At 49.6% G+C, this 24,322-nt stretch carries 26 protein-coding genes; 7 read left to right on the forward strand and 19 right to left on the reverse strand.

Annotated elements, in window-relative coordinates; genetic code table 11:
- Nucleotides 1-321 precede the first annotated feature (321 nt).
- The 11 genes from flgL to flgB form a co-directional block, all read right to left on the reverse strand.
- Complete coding sequence (gene flgL, locus ACI955_RS11355) at nucleotides 322-1,515, reverse strand: flagellar hook-associated protein FlgL (protein WP_415243853.1); 1,194 nt, start codon at nucleotides 1,513-1,515, stop codon at nucleotides 322-324.
- A gap of 80 nt (nucleotides 1,516-1,595) precedes the next feature.
- Nucleotides 1,596-3,485, reverse strand: coding sequence for a flagellar hook-associated protein FlgK (flgK, locus tag ACI955_RS11360; RefSeq protein WP_415243854.1), 1,890 nt, complete (start codon nucleotides 3,483-3,485; stop codon nucleotides 1,596-1,598).
- A gap of 10 nt (nucleotides 3,486-3,495) precedes the next feature.
- Nucleotides 3,496-3,918, reverse strand: coding sequence for a rod-binding protein (locus ACI955_RS11365; RefSeq protein WP_415243855.1), 423 nt, complete (start codon nucleotides 3,916-3,918; stop codon nucleotides 3,496-3,498).
- A gap of 29 nt (nucleotides 3,919-3,947) precedes the next feature.
- Nucleotides 3,948-5,033 (reverse strand): flagellar basal body P-ring protein FlgI, encoded by a 1,086-nt coding sequence (locus tag ACI955_RS11370; protein ID WP_415243901.1) that lies wholly within the window; start codon nucleotides 5,031-5,033, stop codon nucleotides 3,948-3,950.
- 59 nt (nucleotides 5,034-5,092) lie between these two features.
- Nucleotides 5,093-5,797, reverse strand: a complete 705-nt coding sequence (flgH, locus tag ACI955_RS11375) for a flagellar basal body L-ring protein FlgH (RefSeq protein ID WP_415243856.1) — start codon at nucleotides 5,795-5,797, stop codon at nucleotides 5,093-5,095.
- 87 nt (nucleotides 5,798-5,884) lie between these two features.
- Complete coding sequence (gene flgG, locus ACI955_RS11380; RefSeq protein ID WP_415243857.1) at nucleotides 5,885-6,670, reverse strand: flagellar basal-body rod protein FlgG; 786 nt, start codon at nucleotides 6,668-6,670, stop codon at nucleotides 5,885-5,887.
- A 12-nt stretch (nucleotides 6,671-6,682) separates the two neighbouring features.
- On the reverse strand, nucleotides 6,683-7,426 hold the full coding sequence (locus tag ACI955_RS11385; RefSeq protein ID WP_415243858.1) for a flagellar basal body rod protein FlgF: 744 nt from the start codon (nucleotides 7,424-7,426) through the stop codon (nucleotides 6,683-6,685).
- 34 nt (nucleotides 7,427-7,460) lie between these two features.
- Nucleotides 7,461-8,678, reverse strand: coding sequence for a flagellar hook protein FlgE (gene flgE / locus ACI955_RS11390; RefSeq protein WP_415243859.1), 1,218 nt, complete (start codon nucleotides 8,676-8,678; stop codon nucleotides 7,461-7,463).
- Nucleotides 8,679-8,734: 56 nt separating this feature from the next.
- Nucleotides 8,735-9,400 (reverse strand): flagellar hook assembly protein FlgD, encoded by a 666-nt coding sequence (locus ACI955_RS11395; RefSeq protein WP_415243860.1) that lies wholly within the window; start codon nucleotides 9,398-9,400, stop codon nucleotides 8,735-8,737.
- An 11-nt stretch (nucleotides 9,401-9,411) separates the two neighbouring features.
- Nucleotides 9,412-9,813: a flagellar basal body rod protein FlgC gene (gene flgC / locus ACI955_RS11400; protein ID WP_368375490.1), complete on the reverse strand. Its 402-nt coding sequence runs from the start codon at nucleotides 9,811-9,813 to the stop codon at nucleotides 9,412-9,414.
- A gap of 3 nt (nucleotides 9,814-9,816) precedes the next feature.
- Entirely contained in the window at nucleotides 9,817-10,287 is a 471-nt protein-coding gene (flgB, locus tag ACI955_RS11405) for a flagellar basal body rod protein FlgB (RefSeq protein WP_415243861.1), read from the reverse strand.
- Nucleotides 10,288-10,558: 271 nt separating this feature from the next.
- Between flgB and flgA the strand changes: the two genes are divergently transcribed.
- From flgA to flgN, 3 genes are read left to right on the forward strand one after another with little or no spacing between them, the layout of a single operon-like run.
- Nucleotides 10,559-11,269 carry a flagellar basal body P-ring formation chaperone FlgA gene (flgA, locus tag ACI955_RS11410; RefSeq protein ID WP_415243862.1) on the forward strand — a complete coding sequence of 237 codons (711 nt, stop codon included), beginning with the start codon at nucleotides 10,559-10,561 and terminating at the stop codon, nucleotides 11,267-11,269.
- Nucleotides 11,270-11,328: 59 nt separating this feature from the next.
- A complete protein-coding gene (gene flgM, locus ACI955_RS11415) occupies nucleotides 11,329-11,631 on the forward strand; it encodes a flagellar biosynthesis anti-sigma factor FlgM (protein ID WP_415243863.1) in 303 nt (100 codons plus the stop codon).
- Between the two features lie 5 nt (nucleotides 11,632-11,636).
- Complete coding sequence (gene flgN, locus ACI955_RS11420; RefSeq protein WP_415243864.1) at nucleotides 11,637-12,062, forward strand: flagellar export chaperone FlgN; 426 nt, start codon at nucleotides 11,637-11,639, stop codon at nucleotides 12,060-12,062.
- Between the two features lie 23 nt (nucleotides 12,063-12,085).
- Here the strand turns inward: flgN and ACI955_RS11425 are convergent, their stop codons facing one another.
- Entirely contained in the window at nucleotides 12,086-12,700 is a 615-nt protein-coding gene (locus tag ACI955_RS11425) for a GNAT family N-acetyltransferase (RefSeq protein ID WP_415243865.1), read from the reverse strand.
- Nucleotides 12,701-12,917: 217 nt separating this feature from the next.
- Between ACI955_RS11425 and zwf the strand changes: the two genes are divergently transcribed.
- Genes zwf through edd form a run of 3 tightly spaced genes read left to right on the forward strand, consistent with a single transcriptional unit; the run spans nucleotide 12,918 to nucleotide 16,898 of the window.
- Nucleotides 12,918-14,378, forward strand: a complete 1,461-nt coding sequence (gene zwf, locus ACI955_RS11430; protein ID WP_415243866.1) for a glucose-6-phosphate dehydrogenase — start codon at nucleotides 12,918-12,920, stop codon at nucleotides 14,376-14,378.
- Nucleotides 14,371-15,066 carry a 6-phosphogluconolactonase gene (gene pgl / locus ACI955_RS11435; RefSeq protein ID WP_415243867.1) on the forward strand — a complete coding sequence of 232 codons (696 nt, stop codon included), beginning with the start codon at nucleotides 14,371-14,373 and terminating at the stop codon, nucleotides 15,064-15,066. The genes zwf and pgl overlap by 8 nt, the downstream gene beginning before the upstream one ends.
- Entirely contained in the window at nucleotides 15,066-16,898 is a 1,833-nt protein-coding gene (gene edd, locus ACI955_RS11440) for a phosphogluconate dehydratase (protein WP_415243868.1), read from the forward strand. Before pgl ends, edd begins: the two co-directional genes overlap by 1 nt.
- Before the next feature lie 8 nt (nucleotides 16,899-16,906).
- Here the strand turns inward: edd and eda are convergent, their stop codons facing one another.
- From eda to ACI955_RS11470, 6 genes are all read right to left on the reverse strand, one after another.
- On the reverse strand, nucleotides 16,907-17,527 hold the full coding sequence (eda, locus tag ACI955_RS11445) for a bifunctional 4-hydroxy-2-oxoglutarate aldolase/2-dehydro-3-deoxy-phosphogluconate aldolase (RefSeq protein WP_415243869.1): 621 nt from the start codon (nucleotides 17,525-17,527) through the stop codon (nucleotides 16,907-16,909).
- 117 nt (nucleotides 17,528-17,644) lie between these two features.
- The gene (locus tag ACI955_RS11450) at nucleotides 17,645-18,277 is read right to left on the reverse strand and encodes an ABC transporter permease (protein WP_415243870.1); all 633 of its coding nucleotides are present in this window, start codon (nucleotides 18,275-18,277) and stop codon (nucleotides 17,645-17,647) included.
- A gap of 247 nt (nucleotides 18,278-18,524) precedes the next feature.
- Complete coding sequence (locus tag ACI955_RS11455) at nucleotides 18,525-18,746, reverse strand: ATP-binding cassette domain-containing protein (protein WP_415243871.1); 222 nt, start codon at nucleotides 18,744-18,746, stop codon at nucleotides 18,525-18,527.
- Nucleotides 18,747-19,165: 419 nt separating this feature from the next.
- Nucleotides 19,166-19,447 (reverse strand): hypothetical protein, encoded by a 282-nt coding sequence (locus tag ACI955_RS11460; RefSeq protein WP_415243872.1) that lies wholly within the window; start codon nucleotides 19,445-19,447, stop codon nucleotides 19,166-19,168.
- Nucleotides 19,448-19,456: 9 nt separating this feature from the next.
- Nucleotides 19,457-19,681, reverse strand: a complete 225-nt coding sequence (locus ACI955_RS11465) for a biotin/lipoyl-binding protein (RefSeq protein WP_415243873.1) — start codon at nucleotides 19,679-19,681, stop codon at nucleotides 19,457-19,459.
- Nucleotides 19,682-20,071: 390 nt separating this feature from the next.
- Nucleotides 20,072-21,718, reverse strand: coding sequence for a hypothetical protein (locus tag ACI955_RS11470; protein ID WP_415243874.1), 1,647 nt, complete (start codon nucleotides 21,716-21,718; stop codon nucleotides 20,072-20,074).
- Between the two features lie 401 nt (nucleotides 21,719-22,119).
- Here ACI955_RS11470 and ACI955_RS11475 point away from each other — a divergent pair, with 401 nt between their 5' ends.
- On the forward strand, nucleotides 22,120-23,259 hold the full coding sequence (locus tag ACI955_RS11475; protein WP_415243875.1) for an epoxide hydrolase family protein: 1,140 nt from the start codon (nucleotides 22,120-22,122) through the stop codon (nucleotides 23,257-23,259).
- 111 nt (nucleotides 23,260-23,370) lie between these two features.
- On the opposite strand, the gene ACI955_RS11480 is transcribed toward ACI955_RS11475, so the two are convergent.
- Entirely contained in the window at nucleotides 23,371-24,282 is a 912-nt protein-coding gene (locus tag ACI955_RS11480) for an alpha/beta hydrolase (protein ID WP_415243876.1), read from the reverse strand.
- Nucleotides 24,283-24,322: the final 40 nt, after the last annotated feature.

Consider the following 24,322-nt stretch of genomic DNA (forward strand, 5'->3'; position numbering starts at 1 on the left):
GAGATGAAAATCTTTAAAAATTATGTGCTTATAATTATTACAAGAGGGAATCGGAAACTCAGCCACTGAATAAAGATGTTCCTGCCTTCGCTGGCGGGAAAATAAGGGCGCGGAATAAAGCTAGTGAGCTAGCCTTCATAGACGGCAATCTAAATTTGAGTTGAAACAAACTTGCGGCTAGCCGAAATGAATTTAAATGAAAGTGACCATCCCATCACCTCAACTCAACTCAACTCACACGAAGGTATTGGAGTGCCGATGTCTAATCTAAACTCGATTGTAAGCGTTGAAAGTTATTGAAACTATAGCTTTACTATCAACTTACAAATAATTAAATAAAGACAAACCCTGGGTCTTAACAAAGGCCTGTTGCGCTGCCTGCAGTGCCGCTTGCTGCTGACTAAACCGTGAAATTGCTTCAGCGTAATCTAAATCATTGATCAAGCTCAGGCTTTCGGCAATTTGCAGCGTCGCACCCTCGTTGATATCTACCTGGCGCTGGAGAGACTCCATTCGAGCGCCAATATTAGATTGCTTTTGTATTAGATGATCCAAAGCTTGATCGAAGCCACTGAGTGCGGTGTTTATTTCATTGTGCTGAGCTGCGCGCTCGGCCGGGTTTCTTCGCCCCGTTTCTAGCGATACCGTTAGTGACTCAACCATCGAGAATAAATCTTGGCGTCTTGAGGGACCTAAATTAAATTCATCGCCAGCCGCCGGCTGACCTTCGATATTAACCGACATACCTGCAACGCGGATATCACCGCCGTCGAGGTAATCGCCACTGTCAATAATTGCGCCGCTGTCATCGATCAGATCATACTGGGTGTCGCTGCTAAAGCGAATACTCACGTTGTCACGATTAAAGGCAGGGACATCGGCAACACTGCCAGCGTCAATAATTCCGGTGCCAGTATTCGTAGTGGCGGCGCTTGCAATAAACTGACCGTTGCCATTAAAGATACCCATGTAGACATCTGAGCCGGGGTCGCCATCGGCCATGCGACGTGATGGGCCGATTTGTAATTCGCGTTGGCCATCATCGCCATTATAGATATACCCACTTGCCGTTTTCGAGAATGGTGTACTGCTCTCTTGGTAGCCCGCGAAGATAAAATGCCCGCTGCTATCCTTGGTATTCGCATAGCTAAGTAGGTTATCTAATTGCTGCCGCATCTCTGAAGCGATAGACAGACGCGATTCATTACTCTGCGAATCATTATTAGCCTGAATAGTAAGCTCACGAACACGCTGAACAACATTTATACTGCTTTCGACAATACTCTCTTCAAGACGAAGACGACCATCGAGTAAATCTGCATTGCGTAAATACTGCGTGGTTTGATCTTGAGCACGGCTTAGCTCGAGACTGCGAACCGCACCCACAGGGTCCTCCGAAGGACTAAGAACACGCTTGCCGGTCGATAGTTGTTCCTGCGTGGCCGCCAGTTTAGATTGCTGGTTGAGCATACTGGTCACGCTGTTGGTATACATTTGACTGGTTGAAATTCTCATTAGCCTACTCTCTATTTCTAACGCTAACTGTCTCTGATGCCGGTCTGCCGCAATGACAACTCTAACACTATTCTTATGGCTTAACGAAATGCGCCCAATAGGGTTTGAAATAGATCATTCGCTACGCTCGCTGCCTGCGCTGCAGCCTGATAAGCCTGCTGAAATTTCAATAGATTCGCAGCCTCTTCGTCGAGATTCACGCCGGATATTGATTGCTGGTTGGTACGGGTCTGATTAAGCAAATTTTCCTGTGATTGATAATTTATCTGGGCACTACGGGTCGCCACAGCGATATCACCCACCAAGCCATTCACGGTATCTTGAATACTGGCGCTGCCGCCATTAAGTACCTTACTACTCTCTGCGGCCGCCATTTTCAATAGGTTGCGGTTATCGCCCAAAGCATTAGTATTTGCGCCGATAGTGAATTTATCACCCGCCTCTGGAGATCCCGTAATCGCCACTTTACTGCCGTTAATCGTAATATCTGAGCCCGATGTGAAACTAAAGCTACCCGCGCCATTGACCTGATAGCTAGTCGCCGACAAAAACTGAATGGCCACAGGGCTAAGTAGATTCGGATTACTACTGTCGATGACATCGGTCTCAGATATTTGCCCAGAGCCAATATTGTTCAAATCTGCCGTGCTGCGTGTCGCAGCGGCCGCAGCTATACCAGCCGGATCAGTCATGATCACCTTGAGGCTGTCTGCCGCGCCCTGGGTTGAGCGCAGCAAAAACTGATCGCCCAGCGCCGCCGGGGCAGTCAAACTGACGGATACCCCATCCACAATAAAGGGGTCGACGGTACTACCCGTTCCCGTTACGCCGGCGACGGCGGCACCGGTACTTTCATCAAAGAAACGCCAGCCACTGCCATCTAAACGAATAAGCGTATTGTTACCTGTCAGCGCGGAAACATCGCTTACCTGCGCGTTAAATTCCGCGCCGCTGGTATTGTTTCTACTGCGATAGACCTCAGGATCTGAGACCGAGAATATATCGCCACCCTGTACGCCCTTTAAATCCATACCTGAGCGATTAATATTATTGAGAGTATCGGCAATCGCCACCGTAAGTCGCCCTAACTCATTACGGGTATCGCTTAATACACCATCTCTGAAACTCAAGATACCACCCAGGATGCCACCGCTCAGACTGTCACTTATTACCGCGCTATTGCCACCAACTTCCATCGCAATTTCTACCCGGCCGGGCTCGAACACATTGGTAACTGCACGTATTGCAATTGAGCGTTCACCTAAAACCAGCGCCTCACCGCTGCCGATAAATACACTGACACTGCCGTCAGCCTGCTCAACCGAAGAGGTGCCGATTAGCTCATTAAGAGACAATAAGGCCTGATCTCTCTGGTCAAGCAAGTCATTAGCGTCTGAACCAAACTGTCCCTGAGCTTTGCTAATCATAAGATTGAGTTCAGCAATTTGGGTGCTGAAGTCATTGATATCACTCACTGACGCTCTGATGCGGGTACTCACCTCGCGTTCCAAGCTGTCCATCTGAGATGATAAGTCTGCAAAGCGATCACCCAAACTTTCCGCTTCAGCCAACATCAATTGCCGTGCGGGAATAGACGAGGGGTTATCTGCCGCGTCTTGCAGACTATTATAGAATCGAGACAAGGACGCACTGAGACCAAGGTCGGCATCCGCTAAGGCATTATCAACTTGGTTAGCCAGTTGGAAATAGCTGTCTGCCTGGGAAAATGCAGCCTGAGAATTGCGTAACTGATCGACGGTGAAGCTGTCATACACACGACTGACCGACGACACTTTAACCCCAGAGCCAATGGTTAAACTACCGGATTGCGACGGCACACGAGTAGCAAAATCAACTTTTTGGCGGCTATAGCCCTCGGTATCCGCATTGGCAATATTATGACTAGTAGTTGCCAAGGCACGCTGATAAGACACCAGTCCCGACAACGCATTACCTAACATATCACCCATGAACTACCCCTTATTTACTAACCGATGTATCGGCGTTCAAGCTAAAATCTTGAATACTGCGCTCAATACCACCAAGCTGCTGCAGCCGACTGCGCAGCGCGCTACCCTCGGCGCTTAAGGCTTGCGGCGATTGCTCTGCAGGCCCTTTTAATTGCGTTACTATCGATTCAGCCATGCCAATGCCGCCTTGATCAGACAAAGTTACCGACAGCTGGCTGTCGAGCATTTCTTCATACATCGCCACACTGCTATCACTAAACAAGCCACCTTCGGGCACTGCCGCGCGCATACTCTTTAACATCATTTGCAGAAACAAGGCTTCAAACTGTTTAGCAACCGGCTCAATGGCTTCTTCAGGCGAAGCCTCGGCATCACTGCGCAGCGCCGCCAAGCCCGAAAAGTCGTGATAATTAGCTGCTGCCTTAACGTCCATTACATTTTAACCTTGTGTTAATTTAAGGCTTAAATAACCAGTAGCTCGGCGCGCAAGGCACCGGCCTGATCCAAAGCTTCAAGAATGGCCACCAAATCGCTTGGAGACGCGCCAACATTATTTATTGCCTTAACAATGTCTTCCAAGGTCACGCCCCCATCGAGTAAAAACATGCGTGAACCCGTTTCCTGAACATCAATATCCGATTGTTGAGCCGCAACGGTTTGACCACCTTGAGCAAAGGCACCCGGCTGCGATACTTCGACGTTTTCAGAGATCGACACCGTTAATGAGCCGTGACTCACTGCGGCCGGCATAACCCGAACATTGCCGCCAATAACAATGGTGCCAGTACGTGAATTTACCACCACACGAGCACTTGCCTGCGCCGGAGTAATCTCTAAGGTCTCTAACATAGAGATAAATGTGACGCTGCGATCAGCATTACTTGGGCCCTGCACCTTAACGGTGGCGGAGTCCATTGCACTGGCCGTACCGGCGCCAAATTTAGAGTTAATTTCTTCGGCCAAACGTCGAGCGGTGGTGAAATCTGATTTTTTCAGATTCAACATAATCTCACCGTTAGCAGACATAACACTTGGCGCTGCGCGCTCGACAATAGCGCCATTGGGAATGCGGCCTGCGCTGGGTATATTTACAGTGACCCTAGAGCCATCTGCGCCAGACGCACCTAAACCACCCACCAAGAGACTGCCCTGCGCCACCGCGTAAACCTGACCATCTGCACCCATCATTGGTGCCATCAACAAACTACCACCGCGCAAACTAGCGGCGTTACCGATTGATGAAACGGTCACGTCAATGGTCTGGCCCGGCTTGGAAAAGGCCGGCAAACTAGTATGCACGGTCACCGCTGCGACGTTTTTTAACTGCGGGTTTACATTATCTGGAACCCGAACACCAAAACCTGTCAACATATTACGAATACTTTGAATAGTGAACGGCGCCTGGCTGGTTTGATCGCCGGTGCCACTTAAACCCACTACTAAGCCGTAGCCTACCAATTGGTTCTCGCGCACCCCGGCTACATTCACTAGGTCCTTTACACGCTCTGCATTGGCCGCTGAAATATGGCAGAGAAGTATGACTGCCATCGCAAACACTGCACTGCGGACTCGCTCTAGGTTTTTAAATGCAGACATAATGGCGTACCTCAAAAGGGCGATATTACCGACTGGAAAATTCGTGCCAGCCAGCCCATGGAATTAGCATCTGCCAATGCGCCTTTACCGCTGTAGGTAATACGCGCATCTGCAATTTTATAAGACGGCACTGCATTGTCGGGGCCAATATCTTCAGGGCGCACAATACCTTTAATGCGAATAAACTCTTCACCCTGGTTAATGGTTACCCATTTTTCACCGCGCACTCGCAGGCTGCCGTTACGCAGCACTTCCGATACCGTAACCGTAATGCTACCGGTTAAACTATTACTTTGACTGCTAGTACCCTGGCCGGAGAAATCCTGATCAGAGGACACCCCCGAAGAAATAATTGGCACCCCATTATGGGTCACCCCACGGCCGAACAAAGTCACAGTGGGAACCGAAATATTGCTCTCTTTGCCGGTTGCCGTGCTGGAAGACTTCGATGCATCGGTTTTTTCTTCAAGGGTTACAGTAATAATATCGCCCACTTGCCGAGCGCGACGATCTAGAAACAAACTCATGCCGTAGCCGGAACGGTATATCGAACCCATATTTTGACTATCGTCGGACATCGCTGTCGGCGCCGCAGATTCATAATCTGCAGATTGATCGTTCGCAGGCGCTGAGGAACAAGCAGACAATAAAATCACCGCGGCTCCCGCCATCAGAACGTTTATGCACTGGATGTTTCTTGCTGTGATTTTAATCATCTTAATCGCCTGCAATTTGTATTCATAAGTGCCATTAATAAGTGCCTTCCATTCGCTCTAGCTAACCGAAGCGCGGCAAATAGCTACTTATAAATTATTGTTAACGTACTGCATCATCTGATCGCTGGTGGCAATGGCCTTGGAATTCATTTCGTAGGCGCGCTGAGTTTCAATCATGTTTACCAGCTCTTCCACCACATTAACGTTAGAGCCTTCTAGGGCGCCCTGCTGAATAGTCCCCAGCCCGGTGAGACCTGGTGTACCGGTCTGCGGCGAGCCGCTGGAGGCCGATTCCATATACAAATTCTCACCGCGAGCTTGTAAGCCCGAGGCATTAACAAAGTCGGCGAGCTGAAAACTGCCTAATTGCACCGGCGCTGAACTACCTGCCAACATCGCACTAACAACACCGTCGGAACCTATCGTGACACTTAATGCGCCCGGCGGAATCGTAATGCCCGGGTCAACAATATTGCCGGTATTGGTCACAATTTGGCCTTGATCGTCTAACTGGAAAGAACCATCGCGGGTATATGCGGCGGTGCCATCTGGCATTTGTACCTGAAAAAAGCCACGGCCATTAATAGCCACATCCATCGAGTTACTGGTTTGAGTCATGGTGCCTTGTTGGAATATTTTTTCCGTCGAGACGACCCTGACACCAGTACCGACATGCATCCCGCTGGGAGATCGGGTTTGCTGTGAAGTCTGGCCACCAACCTGACGCATATTTTGATACAACAGGTCTTCGAAAGAAGCGCGGTCGCGCTTAAAGCCGGTGGTATTGGCGTTTGCCAAGTTGTTGCTGACCACTTGCATCCGTGTTTGCTGGGCATCGAGACCCGTTTTAGCAACCCAAAGTGATGAATTCATAATTACTTCCTCTTATTCCAAACGCAGCATACGGCTGCCTGTTTCTGCCACTGAGTCAGCTGCACTCATGACCTTGACCTGCATTTCAAATTGCCTGGCCAAGGCGATCATAGTGACCATGGCGTCGACGGTGTTTACATTTGAAGACTCTAAACTGCCGGCGATGATTCGAATTTCCGATGACGTTTCTGCAACACCACCATTTCGCATTCGCATCAAGCCGTCCTGACCTTTTGTGAGTTCTGCTGGCGCGGCATCGACTAAACGAATTCGATCAACCGTGGCAACAGATTCTGGCCCCTGCCCCAGCGGCACAATTGATACCGTACCGTCATCACCGATCATCAAACTGGTATGCTCGGGAATAGCGACTGGGCCACCGTCACCCATCACCGGTTGGCCTGCGCCATTCAATAACATCCCGTCTGCGCTTATATGAAAATCTCCACGGCGAGAGTAGGCTTCGCTACCATCATTGGCCTGCACTGCAAACCAGCCCTTATCACCGCGAATAGCAATATCCAAATCACGTCCTGTGGTAGTCACTACGCCGGTAGAAAAGTCACTTGCCTGGCCATCAAGTACCGAATTAAATCGAGTTTCCATGCCGGGACCGGCAACCTGACCCGACAGTAAGTTTTGAAAGTCACCACGAAAGCCCGCCGTACTCACGTTCGCCAAATTATTGGCGTTAGTGGCCTGCGCTTGCTGGGTGTTTTTAGCACCCATCATGCCTATGTAAAGTAACTTATCCATAAACTCTCCCGGTCAGTCTTCGCGATCAACGCGACTATCGGATATTAATAATTGCCTGCGTTACCGCATCAGCGGTCTGGATCATCTGAGTATTCGCTTGGAAGTTACGCTGCGCAGTAATCATTTCAACCAGCTGGGCGGTCAGGTCAACATTGGAGCTTTCCAGCGCGCCCGACTGCAGCAAACCAAAATTTGAAGAACCCGCTTCACCCACCCGAGCGCCGCCGGAGGCAAAGGTTTCTGCCCAAGACGTATCACCTTGTTGCTGCAAACCGTTGGGATTAGAAAAACTCGCCATAGCCACTCTACCGAGTTGGTTAGACTGACCATTGGTAAACCGAGCAGATACGATACCGGTGGTATCTACTTCAATACCCGTTAACCGCCCGGTGGTGAAACCATCCTGCTGCAAGTTGTTAACACCGAATTCTTTGCCGTATTGCGTGGTTGCAGTAAAGTCAAAACTCAAGTCAATTTCCGCAGCCCCACTACCTGGGTCATAGGAAGGGTAGGTAACTAGGCCCGAGGCTGGAGTTTGCAATTCGCCAGCATTACTAAAACTCACCGGATTGAAGCCACCGACAGCGTTATTATCGACATACAGCTGTTGATTCCAGGTATTCGCAGCCGCGTCCTTCACAAAATACAAGGTCGCCGTATGTTGAGTACCCAAAGAATCGTATACCGTCAGCGACGTCGCATGGTTATAGCTTGTTGCCAGTGTTGGATCGAATGGCGTTGCGGTTGGCACGGGGGCATTGGCGGGCAAGTTCACACCGATCTCAGCGCGCTTTGTGGCAGCCGGCGCATTTTCCGAGATCTGCAACTCTAAATCACTTAAAGTGCCGGTAGAGAAGCTGCCATCCCCGGAGGGTGGAAACACCTGTAGACGCTCTAGATTATTGTTCACAACAAAGCCATCGCGATCGACACTAAAAGAACCGGCGCGGGTGTAACTCACACCGCCGGATCCTTTCATGGTAAAAAAACCTTCACCCGAAATCGCAAGATCCAAATTGTTATCGGTAAAGTCGACATTACCCTGCGAAAACTCTTGGGCAATCGTATTTAAACGTACACCCGCGCCCGGCGTGGTCTTGGTGACATCGTTATTGGATGTGGCGTATACATCTGCGAATGCCACCCGCGACCCTTTAAAGCCTGACGTATTCACGTTGGCGATATTGTTTGCGGTTACATCAAGATGAGCTGATGCGGCGTTTAATCCACTCAGTGCTATACGAAAGCTCATAGGGTCTACTCCTAGTCTAAAAACATCTAATTTGTACTAAACAGCATGATTACTGCTTAGCTGATTTCAAGAATTTGTGACATGCTCACAGTGCCCACACCTTGGACTTGTACCTGCGGAGTGCCACCGCCAGCCGGCACACTCACGCTCAGGACTTCGCTACGAACTTCAGTCGCCGCCGCTTCCAAGGTATTGCCATTCAAATAATTGGCACGAATCTGGTAAGTACCGGGTGGCATGCGCTCACCATTGAGACCGACACCATTCCATTCAAACGGAATTGTTCCAGCGCGCTGCGGACCCAGCGGCACTTTGCCGATAACCTCGCCACTAGGCGCAATAATTTCTATGTCTAATGCGGTGGTACTGGTGGCCAAATTTACCTGCCCCTGCACACTGCCACCTGATGGCAGCGCTGCAAATTCAGTCTCTAACAACACGTCCTTGCCAATTAATGAAGAGGCATCTAGCAATTGAGCCGAATACAATGACTTGGTTAATCCAGCCAAGTTTTCGTTCATCTCACTAATACCACTCACCGAGGTCAGCTGCGCCATTTGGCTAATGAATTCGGTATTGTCTGCCGGATTAAGCGGGTCCTGGCTCTTAAGTTGCTGAAGCATAAGTTTCATAAAGTCATTCTGATCGAGCGAAGACGCATCTTTCTTTGTCTTACTCGTTGACGTCTGCAATTGCAGCTCTTCTAAAGTGCGAAGTTCCATAATCTATATTCCTACTGCTGGCCTAGCTGCAAGGCGCGCAGCATCAGGGTTTTAGTGGTTGAGAAAACTTCTGCATTATTTTGATACGCCCGTGATGCAGACATCATATTCGCCATTTCTTCCATCGTGTTGACGTTCGAGCTATAGATATACCCCTCCGCATCGGCTTGCGGATGACCGGGCTCATAACGTTTAGTTACTGGCGCGTCACTTTCAACAACACCGGTAACGGCAACACCAATAACTTCGCGCTGCTGATCCATCATGGTCGCAAATACCGGTTGGCGAGAACGATAGGCGCCCTCTTCTGTGCCGCTCACGGTATCGGCGTTCGCCATATTACTGGCGACGGTGTTAAGCCTAAGCATTTGCGCATTCATTGCAGATGCGGCGATACTCAATGGATTAGCCATAACTTAGCGACCTCCTTGCAAAATAGATTTTAATCCGCTGAAACGGCTGCCTAAGAACGACAAGGTGGCTTGGTAGCGCATGGCATTGTCGGCAAATTCAGCCTGTTCAATATTCATATCAACGGTATTGCCATCTTCCGATGGCTGACTGGGAACTCTGTACTTAAGGTCCATCGGCAAAGTTTCCGCACTGCCACCTGAAGCTGCTTGTATGTGCCCACTATTCGTAGTGCGCATCGCTAGTTGCGACTGATTTCCAGCGGCCGCAGACTGTGACAAGACCGCTTTAAAATCGATGTCTTGTGCTTTGTAGCCAGGGGTATCAGCATTCGCTATATTGCTAGCAAGCACTTCATTGCGCCGCTGGCGTACTTGTAATGCCTGATCGTGTATCCCTAGTGCTTTATCAAAGTTAATAGCCATTTTTAATACCATTCTTTCTAAAGTTTCTATGGTCACTGCCGATGTAGTCATTAGCCTTAACACATACCGGCTTTCGTCGCCGCGCACTAACGACCAAGGCAAGGCTCGTGCCATAAAAAATAACTGTTTAATTTCAACACGTTACATATCATAAAATCATCACTTGCCAAAAAAACGGCGCTAATCTTCCAATAACGGCAAAATTCCGGCAGGCTTCATCCTCCGTATAAACCCCTATCTTTTCTGGTTAACTTAATTGTCACTTTGGCATAGCCATTGCAACAATTTAGCAAATGACAAAACTTTGACAGTTTGAATGGCTATGAAAAAACAAGGACATTACTGCGCACTACTGCTAATAGGCATGCTACTCACTACGGCGAGCCAGCCGCTTATTGCTAGCGCAACAGAAAGTCACACACGCATCGCTGACACCGCTCGCGCCTATATTGCGGAGCGTCACCCTTGGCAACAAATGACGACCAAAATCACCGTTCAATCTTTAGACCCTCGAACCAAGCTCAGGCAATGCCCAATAAAACTTGAGGCATTTTTATCAGCGGGAGCAAAAGTAAAACGCCGGACCACCGTGGGTATTCGTTGCAACGGCAATAAACCTTGGAAAATATACTTGCCGGTAACGGTAGAGGCATTTGCAAAAGTGATGGTGGCTCGCCATCCCATCGCCCCCAACACCGAGATTAGCGAGCGCGATATTAGCTGGAGTCAACGTGATATCTCTGCCTTAGGATATGGGTATTTACGATCCTTAGGTAATCGCGGTGGCTACCGCAGCCGGCGCAGTATTGCGCAGGGCGCCGTACTCACGCCTAATATGGTTGAGGCCAGTAGTATTGTTAGCAAGGGACAGCGCGTACAGTTAAATTCCAAGGCCGGAGCAGTCAATGTGAGCATGATGGGTATTGCCATGGAGAGTGGCGCCCTAGGGGCGAGAATATTGGTAAAAAACCTCAACTCTGGCAAGAGCTTAGAGGGAGTGGTGGAATCAGAAAATGTTGTACGACTTAATTAAAGTTTTTTGCCCAGCTGCCGATATACAGGCACAGGCATATTAAACGAGAGGATTCTGACATGATCGACCGATTAGATGGCTCATCACTGGGCCAGCTCCGCAGGTTAGAGAGCGGCAGCGCTGGCGGCAGTAAATCTGAAGGTGTCGGCGCGAACACCGCTGCGGCAACTAATAACAAGACATCATCTACTGCGGAGACGCCAATGATGGAGCGCACCCGCACGCAAGTAAATAATAGTGATGGTATTGACCGTCAAAAAGTAGATGCCATTAAGACTGCTATTCGCAATGGCGAGTTTAATATCGATGCCAGCAAAGTAGCGGAAGCAATGGTAAATATGGAAGCACTGACAGGCGCCTGATAAAAATGACTGAACTTAGTGATGTAATTCAACACATTCACAGCCATGCCTGTGAACTTGAATCCCTACTGCTTAAAGAAGCAAGCAATCTGAAGCGCGCGGACTCCGCTGAAAACATTGAAGCCGTCGCCATCCAGAAAATGGACCTAGTGCAAGCCCTCGATCAACTTGCCCTGCGTCGCCGGCAACTAATAGACGACTCTAGCGATAGCGATCAACATGACAGAGATCCAGTTTGGCAAGACACCCTTGCCATCCTTTCACGCTGTCAAATGTTAAACAATCAGGCCGGCGCAGATATCACTGTGCAATCTCGTTACAAACAACGCGCTCTTGAAATACTTGGCACTCCACACGCAGAAACCCAGCTCTATAGTGCCAGCGGAGCGGCGCAATTTGCAGGCCCAAAGCAAGCGCTGGGAAAAGCCTAGCCAATGATTAAAGCGGTACCTACCTAGCTATGATCATTCGCTGCCGCTAAGTCTAATTCCATATAAAGGTGGTTATCTAGCACCCAGTTGTAACTCTTGTTTCTATTTACTATCTTAAAGCCCATTTGCTGGTACAAACGTAATGCCGTGGCGTTTCTCTCAGCAACATCCAAGCTAAGACTGCGGTAGCCGCCCTCACGCCCTCGGGTCATCATAAAATTAATCATCTGCGCCGCAATACCCTGACCTCGACAATCTTCCCGCACTGCAATATGACAGAGATACAAACACCCTTTGCGCGGTGTCTTCACTAAGCGAAGCTCAAATAACAGGCCCTTCAAAATACCTCGCAGCCCATAGTTGCAAAAAATAGCGCGGGCATTCCCCAAAAATGTTCCGCTATGGCTGGGCGCGTCAAAACTGCCAATACCGCCAATGACATTGCCATCGCGCTCATAGACGTGATGATGGCGATGACTGAACATCGTTCGGCTATCAGCGAATTCAATTTTCAAAAAATCGACGACTTTTGGGCCGTGTCTAGTGCTGAAAATATAGTCAAACGTCACCGGCCCAGAAGAGAATATCAGTGGCGCTATCTGCACGCTGTCCTTACTTATCGCCTTGCGTATACCCATTAACACTATTACCAATTTGCGGTGTGAACATGAATTTTATAGCATGAGTGAATGGCTAATTACTGCTTAAAATTGTGTAACAGTGGTATTAAAAGTGTTCTAAAACCACTATGCTCGAAGACAGCTAAGGCAAATTTCCCCGCAAATACTGCCGCAGCCCATCAGTATCAGCTAGGAAGATTTGTTACCAGCCTCATTCAAATTAAAGAGAGTGGCGATGACCAGTAATCAATCCTCACAACTTGTTATCTTTGGTGGCACAGGCGACCTCGCGCTACGAAAACTGCAACCAGCTTTGTATAAACTGCAACGCGAAGGACTGCTAAACGATGTGTGTGCCATTATTGCCTTAGGTCGCGGCGATAGTAGCGATGAAGAGTATCGGCAGCTTATAAAAGAAAAAATGCGCGAGTTCCTTCCTGCCCACTTTTGGGATGAGCAGCATTGGCAGGCATTCTCGGCAAAGCTTCATTTCATCAGCCTGGACGTAAACACTCTCAAGGACTATCACTGCCTCGCCGACGCCATTCATCAACATCCCAATAGCGCGGTGACATTTTACTTGGCCACCTCTTCCACCCTGTACAACAGTATTTGTCGAAATCTTCATAGTATTGGTATTGTGAACACAGATTCGCGGGTAGTACTAGAAAAGCCATTGGGGCACGATCTCGCTAGTTGCACGGAGATCAATCACGAGGTTTTACAAGTGTTCCCAGAGCGCAATATTTTCCGTATTGATCACTACTTGGGGAAAGAAACTGTTCAAAATTTACTGGTGTTACGCTTTGGCAACGCCTTATTTGGGCCGCTGTGGAATAGCCAGTATATTGACAATATTCAGATCACCGTGGCGGAAGATATTGGTGTCGAGGGCCGCGGCGACTTCTATGCTAAAACTGGCGCACTGCGTGACATGGTCCAAAACCACATATTACAATTGCTGTGTTTAGTCGCTATGGAACCACCAGCAAATTTACGCGCAGACACTATTCGTGATGAAAAAGTAAAAGTGCTGCAAGCCCTGCGCCCGATCACCGCTGACAATGTAAAAGCAAAGACAGTGCGCGGCCAATATACCGCCGGTGCGGTGAATGCGGCACCGGTAGCCGCATTTTTAGATGAAACCGGTTTTGAAGACAGCAAGTACACCGAAACGTTTGTCGCCTTACAAGCAGATGTGCACAATTGGCGCTGGGAAGGCACGCCATTCTATCTGCGCACCGGTAAACGCTTAGCTCGACGTTACTCAGAAATTATTGTCGAGTTAAAGAAACATCCCTTCAGCTTATTTGAAGGCGACCCCAATGACTTACCCAATAAATTAGTGATACGGCTACAGCCAGAGGAAAACATTACGCTCTACAAAGTTAACAAGAAGCCCGGCCTTGGCAGACAACTAAAACTAGAGCAGGTCGAGTTAAACCTTGATGCTGACTTACACGACGAACTGCAAGCGCATGAAGCCTACGAACGTCTGTTGCTAGACGTGCTCGAAGGCGACCAGACCCTATTTATGCGTCGCGATGAAGTAGAGGCCTGCTGGGCATGGGTGGACAGTATTATTGATGCATGGCAGAACGCCGGCATTAAACCCAAAGCATATGCCGCCGGCACCATGGGACCAAACGCCTCGCTGGCCTTACCAGAGAAACATGGCAGAAGCTGGCATGAATAATAAACCCACTCTCATACTACTGCCTAATCGCGATGAGCTGGATCAGCTGCTTAGCGAAGATATTGCAAAGGCTCTCCGTACCGCAGTGCATAATAACGGCATTGCATGCATGGCCGTCTCTGGCGGCTCGACGCCTCAGAAAATGCTCAGCCTACTAGGCCAAGCTTCTCTAGATTGGCCGGCGATAAGCGCACTATTGGTTGACGAACGCTGGTTACCCACAGATCACGCCAACAGCAATGAAGCCATGCTTAGGAGCACATTGCTAAAAGGTGCCGCCGCCGCGTGCCAATATCTGCCGCTGAAAAATAGTGCTGACGCACCTGAAGATGGCCAGTACGAGCTTGAAGAACAACTCGATACCCTGGCGTGGCCACTAAATGTTGTCCATCTTGGTATGGGCGACGACGGCCATACTGCATCTTGGTTTCATGACGCCCCTGAATATCCAATTCTATGCGCTGCGCAGTCCCAGCATTGTTTTGCGGTGCACCCCGGGTCTGCGCCTTACGCAAGAATCACGCTATCGCCAAAAGCGGTGTTTAGCAGTGAAAAAATTGTGATCCACATTACCGGCAAAGGCAAGCGCGAGCTGCTGGAAAATGCCTTGGGAAAATACGCCGACTATCCTATTTCTATGGTCTTGCATCAGCAGCAAGTACCGGTCGACATCTATTGGGCACCGTAATGACTTTAAGTTCTAAAACACCGTTACATCCCGTTATTGCCAGTGTGACTAAACGGATCCGTGATCGCAGTATTGTCACCCGCAGTGCGTATTTAGAAAAATGTCAAAGTATGCGTCGCAAAGGTACTCAGCGTGGGCAGCTCTCATGCAGTAATTTAGCTCATGGTTTTGCCGGCTGTAACGACGACGACAAAGCAGTCATTCGCCTAGAAGAAGCCGCCAACATTGCTATTGTCAGCGCCTATAACGATATGCTGTCGGCCCATAAACCACTGGAGTACTATCCAGACCTTATCCGCGAAGCAGTGTCGGAATTAGGTTGCACTGCCCAATTTGCTGGGGGAACGCCTGCTATGTGTGACGGCGTCACTCAGGGGGCCGAAGGCATGGAATTAAGCTTATTCAGCCGAGACACCATTGCGATGAGCACAGCCATCGCGCTGACGCACAATATGTTCGACGCCGTTTTATGTTTAGGAGTCTGCGACAAAATTGTGCCGGGATTATTAATTGGCGCCTTAAGCTTTGGCCACCTCCCCCTTATTATGATTCCAGCCGGGCCGATGTCGACCGGCCTGAGTAACGATGAAAAAGCACGTATTCGGCAACTCTATGCCGAGGGCAAAGTCGGGCGAGAAGCACTATTAGATGCCGAAGCCAGCGCCTATCACGGCGAGGGAACATGTACTTTTTACGGCACCGCCAATAGTAATCAAATGCTGATGGAGGCTATGGGTTTACACGTTCCCGGGACCGCTTTTGTGCCACCGAACGGTGCCTTACGCGAACAGCTCACACGCACCGCCGCGCAGCAAGTATGCAAAATCACGTCGCTCACCCCAAATTACACGCCGCTATGCGATGTAGTAGATGAACGCAGTTTAGTGAATGCCATTGTCACCTTGCTAGCGACTGGCGGTTCAACAAACCACAGTATTCACTGGGTCGCCATTGCGCGTGCAGCGGGAATTATTATCGACTGGCAAGATTTTTCCGACCTGTCCGAGGCGACCCCCCTGCTCTGCCGAATCTATCCAAATGGCAGCGCCGATATCAATCATTTTCATGCCGCCGGCGGCACCGGTTTTGTCATCGCAGAATTACTCGCAGCCGGTTTACTCCACGCTGACGTCAATACCGTATGGGGCAAAGGTCTACACCATTATACCCAGGGGCCGACGCTAGCGGGCGGCAGCTTACACTGGCAAAAAAGCCCCACAGTGAGCGCTGACCGTGACGTATTACGGCCTGCCAATGACCCCTTTGATCCTCACGGCGGCATGAAATTACTTACCGGACAGCTCGGACGCAGTATTATTAAAGTCTCAGCGGTCAAGCCCGAGCACCGATATGTGAAAGCGCCGGCTATCATTTTTGATACTCAAGAAGCGCTAAAAGAAGCCTTCGATTCCGGGGCATTGGAGCGTGACTTTATCGCCGTGGTGCGCTTTCAGGGGCCGAAAGCGAACGGCATGCCCGAGCTGCATAAAATGACGCCATATCTGGGTATTTTACAGGAACGCGGATTTAAAGTGGCACTGGTGACTGACGGTCGGATGTCTGGCGCCTCCGGTAAAATACCAGCCGCAATACATCTTTATCCAGAGGCTATTGCCGGCGGCCCGATCGCAAAGATTCAAAACGGTGACATACTAGTTCTCGACACCGACAAAGCAATATTAGAAATCTTAATATCTGCCGATGAATTAACACGGCGTCAGCCCGCAAGATATCAACCCGTAGCCGCCAGTGATAATTATGGCCGCGATTTGTTTGCCGGTTTACGAGCTAACGTGAGCACTGCAGAAGAAGGTGCTGCCACCTTCTTCTAGGAAAATGACTAGGACTTGTATAAATCTTTGAGCATGGCCAAAAAGCTATCACGGTCTTTTTTAAGTTGATCTGCGCTCGGTACAACCCAGCTCCCACCCACACATGCCACCGACTCCAGCGCCAAATAGGCCTGATAATTAGCCACAGAAATACCCCCCGTCGGACAAAATGTAACATCGGGAAAGGGTGCAGACAGCGATTTCAACAAGGCAACACCGCCCACGGCAGCGGCAGGGAAACACTTAAACACACTGTGCTCCTCTTTCATGGCGGCCATCAATTCTGTGGCGGTAGCAATACCGGGAATATAAGGCGTTAAGGTTTTTCTAGCTAAGATTGATAGCTCGGCAGAAAACCCGGGACTAATCACAAAATCAGCTTCGTCGGCAGCGCGCAGCATTTGGCGACGATTCACCACGGTGCCGACACCAATTTTTGCGAACGGCATAGTGTCTTTAAAAATTTTTACCATCTGCCATGCTTGCGGATGTCGAAGAGTTACTTCTACCGTTGGCACTTTAGCTTCCGCAAATAATTCTGCGCAGGACTGCGCATGCTCCAAAGATTGGAAATGGGCGACCGGCATTACCGGCGCAGCGCGTTGCAATATCCTTAGCGCATCATTCATAGTTCGCTCCTGCTTTGCACACCCGTCCCAAATAAGATCTGGGATTAGAGTCATCAATGTAAAGGTTAATGACTACTCTACACGTGACAGCGCTGTGGTATCAAAAATAATTGACGATCAATCTAGCATCCGCTTGTAGCGAAGCATCGCAATAAATACCACCACAAGCATAAAGACTGCAATTGCGGCTAAATCCATTTTCAAATCTTTAAAGCCCGCGCCCTTAAGCATTATTCTCCTCACCACCCGCAAGAAATGCGTTAGCGGCAGCACTTCTCCAATGGCCTGCGCCCATGCCCGCATGCCCCGAAAAGGAAACATAAAGCCAGACAACAACATTGATGGCAAAAAGAAAAACACGGTTAACTGCAGTGCCTGAATTTGCGCTTTCGCAATGGTGGAAAACGTAAAACCCAGGGCTAAATTTACAATGATAAAAAGCACCACACTCATCAACAACAAACTGATACTGCCTACAAATGGCACTGCAAAAAGCCAATGCACAACAAGTAAAACAATGAGTGTTTGCACAGCACCGACACCGAGAAACGGCATAATTGTGCCGATCATCACCTCGAATGGTGAACTTGGCATTACCAATAAGTTTTCCATTGTGCCGCGCTCGGTTTCTCGGGTCATCGCGACCCCAGTAATCATCACCAAGGTCATGGTTAAAATGACACCAAGCAAACCGGGGACAATATTATACTGAGTAATACCCTCGGGGTTATACCGGGGGTGAATCACCACTTCAACTAGTCAAGGATCCGCCTGAAGATAGGCCAAAGCGCCAGACGCTGCTTCCAACCGCCTGACAGTGCCTCTGCCAGCTGATGCTGGCGATGACCCAAAACCCGGCAACTCGATATTGTCATCAACGCAACGGCGGCGATTCTCGAGCTCGTATATGCGGGCGACGAATTCTAAATTTTACGTACTGTTAACTCATTCCACACGAAAGTTGCTGCGTCATATAACCGATATACCGCCGAATGAGCTAAGCGTCCCTTCGCAAATCAAAACCAAGGCAGCGGTCCCCGCCTTCCGTCACCTTTAGCAGCCCGCATAACATGCTTATTGTTGTGGTTTTTCCAGAGCCATTGGGCCCAAGAAGACCCCAAATCTGTCCTTTTGGCAGCTGCAAGTCGCCCCTATTTACCGCTACTTTACTACCAAAATGCTTACTCAAGCCGCGCACATCAATCGCAAGCTCAGTCATTGCCATCAGCACCTAAGAGAACATCCACCGGCTGCCCCGGATGCAGGCCAGTGTTTGGCGCCAATTTACCCTCAACTAAAAACACCAGCTTTTGCCGTGACGCAACGCTGTAGATAACCGGAGGGGAGTATATTCAGGTTCGGCTGCTACACACCACACCAAGGCGGTCATGGGCGCTGCAATGCCATCTTGTCGCACACCCACTGTAAACCCGATAGGAAAAAGCGCTAGCTGGCTTTGCGCAGCAAAGCAGCGCACCTTTGATTCATCTTCGGGAAGTAATGCAAGCAGCTAGCACCCCCGCAGCTAACTGCTCACCTTCGCGGAAAAAAGACTTGTTCAACGCGCCCCGCCCGTCGAGCATATAAAGTCCGTTGCTCAAACGCCACTGCGCTCGCTCACCTCCGGTCTGCGCTGACTCAAAAGCAGCACGTGACGCAAATATGGCATTTTTGTCTAGATGCCAACTTCGCCTGCCGTATTTCTGCATCCATACGATCGAAACGGGCATCGGCCGTATTGAACTGCGCGGTTGCCTGATCAACAATAGACTGCGCGGCGACGCCCTTTTCGCGCAGCGAACTCAGGCGCCGCTTTTCTACCTCAGCCAGTGCCCTTGCCGCGACCGCTACCTTTCGCTGTGCGGTTAAGCGATTAATTCCATCAGGAAGGGCACCAGTGGCTAAATCTCGATATTGCACATCGGCTTGTTAAACACGGGTATTGGGTTCATGCAGATCAAAACGTTGGCGTTCATTATCTAATTGCAGTAATACTTGGCCTTTTTCTACGATATCGCCTTCTTTCACCATGCTAGCTATAACCCAACCAGGCTCTAGCGCACTTAAGTAAATATCCTCGGCCCCCACATAACCGTTGAAGCCATCAGGAATCGTTGATGACTCACAGCCAACAAGTAATAGCATTGCGCCCATCGCAGGTAAAACTCCATGTCGTCACTCCGACATTTATATCCTACTTGTCGATCAGTATCCATCGACGTCCACAGGCATTATATCTAATTAGAAATACACAGTTATTGATTAGTTCTTCCCATTTGCAAGACAGCAATCGCTATTCAAAGCTAAACGTCCCATGCAAACTCGTACCAGACTATATTATTTATCATCAGCTAATCTGCGAATAATGGTGAACACGAAAATTGAGCTATCTAATTATTGTGTAGTGCTACAAAAATCAAGATCTAAAAAATACATCAAATCGCGACTAAAGAATAATTAAGTAACGCATAACCAAAAAAAGCCAGACCGTTGCCGGTCTGGCCTTCTCAACTATGCTTGTTGTGGGTTACCCCACAAACCCGCTTAGATAGGCACAGGTAGCGCATCTAGGCCTGGGACCGGAAGTGAATCCAATTCAGGAAGAGCATCCAAGCCTGGGATTGGAAGTGCATCTAAACCTGGCATACCACCGCCATCAGTATCGCCGCCGCCGCCGAATGCCATCAAGTTAGCGGCCAAATTCTCACCGGTCGCTTGCAGCTGCTCACCGACTAACAAAGCACTCGCTTGAATCAAGTCTGGATCTGCACTTGGAAGCGCGTCAATAACGTCTGTCAATTTATCAGTCACACCAAGGAAACCGGCAACGTCGTTAAGCGCGGTGTCAACAGTGAAGGTCAGCTGAAAAAGCTGTTCCACGCCGGGGATGCCGCCGCTGCTAGCACCGTCGCCTTCTGCACCAGGAATAGGTAGAGCATCCAAACCAGGAAGGGCATCTAAACCAGGAATCGGAAGTGAATCTAAACCTGGCATACCACCACCGTCACCGCCGCCATCTGCGCCGGGAATAGGTAGTGCATCCAGACCAGGAAGTGCATCTAAGCCAGGAATCGGAAGTGAATCTAAACCTGGCATACCACCGTCACCGCCGCCATCTGCGCCGGGAATAGGTAGTGCATCCAAACCAGGAAGTGCGTCTAAGCCAGGAATCGGAAGTGAATCTAAACCTGGCATACCACCGTCACCGCCGCCATCTGCGCCAGGAATAGGTAGTGCATCCAAACCAGGAAGTGCATCTAAGCCAGGAATCGGAAGTGAAGCTAAACCTGGCATACCACCGTCACCGCCGCCATCTGCGCCAGGAATAGGTAGTGCATCCAGACCAGGAAGTGCATCTAAGCCAGGAATCGGAAGTGAATCTAAACCTGGCATACCACCCTCACCACCTTCACCACCGCCATCTGCGCCGGGAATAGGTAGTGCATCCAAACCAGGAAGTGCGTCTAAGCCAGGAATCGGAAGTGAATCTAAACCTGGCATACCACCACCGTCACCGCCGCCATCTGCGCCAGGAATAGGTAGTGCATCCAAGCCAGGAAGGGCATCTAAACCAGGAATCGGAAGTGAATCTAAACCTGGCATACCACCGTCACCACCGCCACCTAATGCCGTCAAATTAGACGTCAAATTATCGACAGTCGTTCTAAGCTGCAAACCAAGTTGAAAGAAACCAGATTGAATCTCTTCTTGATCTGCGCCTGGCAGCGCGTCAACAATATCTGTTACTTTATCAGTAACGCCATCAGTACCCGCCGCGTCGTTAAGGGTCGTGTCAACAGTCGCGGTAAGCTGGAATAGTTTTTCTACGCCGGGAATGCCAGCGCTATCGCCGCCGTCACCTGCGCCGGGGATTGGCAGTGAGTCTAGGCCGGGCAGTGCATCTGCACCAGGTGAACCACCACCGCCATCTGCGCCGGGGATTGGCAGTGCGTCTAAGCCGGGCAAGGAATCTGAGCCAGGCAATGCATCTAAACCAGGTAAACCGCCGTCGGACAATCCGCCCAGCTGGTCATCAATCTGAACCAGCTGAACAACCAGCGCATCTAGTGGCGTTCCAGCGGTAGCACTAGCGAGAGGTGAAATGACGTCTGCCAGAGGGCCCGCTTGCACAGCGCCCGCAGTGGCCATCAATCCTGCCATTAGTGTTTTCTTAAATAGATTATTTTGCATATTTACGCGCTCTCATCAAATGTTCTTATAATGATATTGCGTCTCGCATACTTAAATGACTGACGCTTGCTCTGGGGGGAGATGGTACGGGTTTATACCTATTGAAAAGTGTGCTGCAGTTCACACTTTTGGACTTCGCTGCTTAGTAGCGAGATATATGGTAGGCAGTCAGTCCCATTCACAAGCTAAATACCAAGCAGCTAGGCCGTGCACATTTTGCCTTTACGACACATTCCAGGGCACATTAATTCATTTAAAGGCCACATAAAAAAACACCGTGTCTACAAAGCGGCAGTTAGCAGAAAGAGGCACATTCTGCGATCAAGAAATTATGTTTTAATACTCCGTATATCCTTAGTAATATTTTATTTCAACTAACCATTCCCAAGCGAGTGATAGACATGAAGCAGTCAATCAAGCCTTTTAAAATAGACATTTCGCAAGCGCAACTTGATGACCTTAAAGCAAGGCTCGCCAACACTCGCTGGCCCAACGCCGAGCCGGTCGATGACTGGAGCCAGGGGACACCGCTCAACGCTGTGCAATCGCTATGCGAATACTGGCAACACAGCTATGACTGGCGACACTGCGAACGTGAATTAAACAAGCACCCACAATTCACAACAGAAATCGACGGTCTTGATATACACTTTTTGCATATTCGCTCGCCGCACGATAATGCCATGCCAATGATTATGACCCACGGCTGGCCCGGCTCAGTGCTCGAGTTTATGAGGGTAATCGGCCCACTAACCAACCCCACCGAGCATGGCGGCAGTGCCAGTGATGCCTTTCATTTAGTGATCCCATCCCTGCCTGGCTATGGATTTTCCGGAAAACCAACTAATACTGGCTGGGGACTGGAGCGTATTGCAAAGGCCTGGACTACACTAATGACCAGGTTAGAATACCCCAAATTTGTCGCCCAAGGCGGTGACTGGGGAGCCGGTGTCACTAGCGCAATAGCTTATTTATCCCCGCCAGAGTGTGCCGCGATCCACCTAAATATGTCGCTAGCACAACCGTCTGCGGAAGATATGGAATCACTCACCGAACGTGATCAAAAAGCCTTGGCAGACATCCAATTTTACTTCGACTCAGACTCCGGCTATGCGATCATTCAAAAATCTCGCCCACAGTCACTCGGTTATGGTTTGGCAGACTCTCCGGCCGCACAAGCGGCATGGATATACGAGAAGTTTCATCGTTGGACAGATAATAACGGACGTCCCGAAGATGCTCTTTCTGTTGATCAAATGTTAGATGATATCAGTCTGTATTGGCTTACCAACAGCGGCGCGTCGTCTGCTCGCTTGTACTGGGAAAGCTTCAACGACTTCGGTGCCGAGGTCATGACGATGCCCTGCGGTATTTCAATTTTCCCCAAAGAGTTGTTCAGGCCCGCCCGCAAATGGGCCGAGCGTGTCTATCAAAATCTGATCCACTGGAACGAACTGGACAAGGGCGGTCATTTCGCGGCTTTTGAACAACCAGAACTTTTTGTCAAGGAAGTACGAAACTGCTTCGCAAAAGTTCGGTAATCCCCACGCAGGCTTAGCTTAGCAAGGAGGTCTGCAACATATCCACAGCACCTTAAAGCCGCAATGAGTGCGAGCCATGCTAGGTCCTAGGTCCTAGGTCCTAGGTGTTAATTACCAGTGCTTGCTAATAAATTCGCAAAGCTTATTTAGTGCGATTTTACTCTCCGGCAACACTGCCATTAGCTGCATATCATGGCAGTGACCCGGCCAAATATCGATCTCAACCGGCACGCCCGCTTCGCGGGCTTTGGCAGCTCCTACCACAGCAACATCACGCAGTAACTCGGTGCTACTGGCGGTGAAATACATCGGCGGGTAGCCATCAAATGAAGCCAACAACGGCGAAACAGCAGGATCACTGGCGTCGTAGCCGGCCAAGTAAAGGCTGCGAAAAAACAAAAACGAGCTGAGGCGAAACATCGGGTCACGACCTTCATTTTCATAGAGTGAGGGCCCAGATAGAGTCCAATCACCCGCGGGCGAGAATAAGCTTGCCGACGTTGGCATCGGTAATTTTGCACCGCGAATTTTAGCTAAAATTGACAACACCAAGCCACCGCCAGCGGAATCGCCAAGCAGGGCAATATGGCTGGGTGGCACACCTTTATCCAACAACATTTGATAGCTTTCAAAGCAATCATCGATCGCCGCAGGATGAGGGTGCTCTGGCGCCAGACGATAGTCTGGCAATACCCCGATAGCACCAAGATTACTGCATATTCCAGCTAGCATCGCACGATAGGTATTCGGAGAGTGCAAGCAATAGGCACCACCGTGAAACAAAAGTAGGTGTTTCGCGCTTAGCGGATCGTCGCTAAAATCTAGGGGCTGCAAGACATCTGCCTGACAGTGGGATAAATCGACCTGACTTATACGGCAAAACAAGTCAGCTTTACCGGCAACGCGCTTATCCAGCTTTGCAAACCGCGCCCTGAGTGCCGTTAGTTGCGCCAGATTCCAAAGCGGACGCCGAAGGAGTCTAAGTAAAAAATTCAACAGGCGACTGCGAATACTTTGCTTCATCAATCTTTCCTTATAAGCGAAAAGCTAAAAATGACATCAT

This window comes from Zhongshania sp. (genome assembly GCF_047636175.1).
Classification (GTDB): domain Bacteria; phylum Pseudomonadota; class Gammaproteobacteria; order Pseudomonadales; family Spongiibacteraceae; genus Spongiibacter.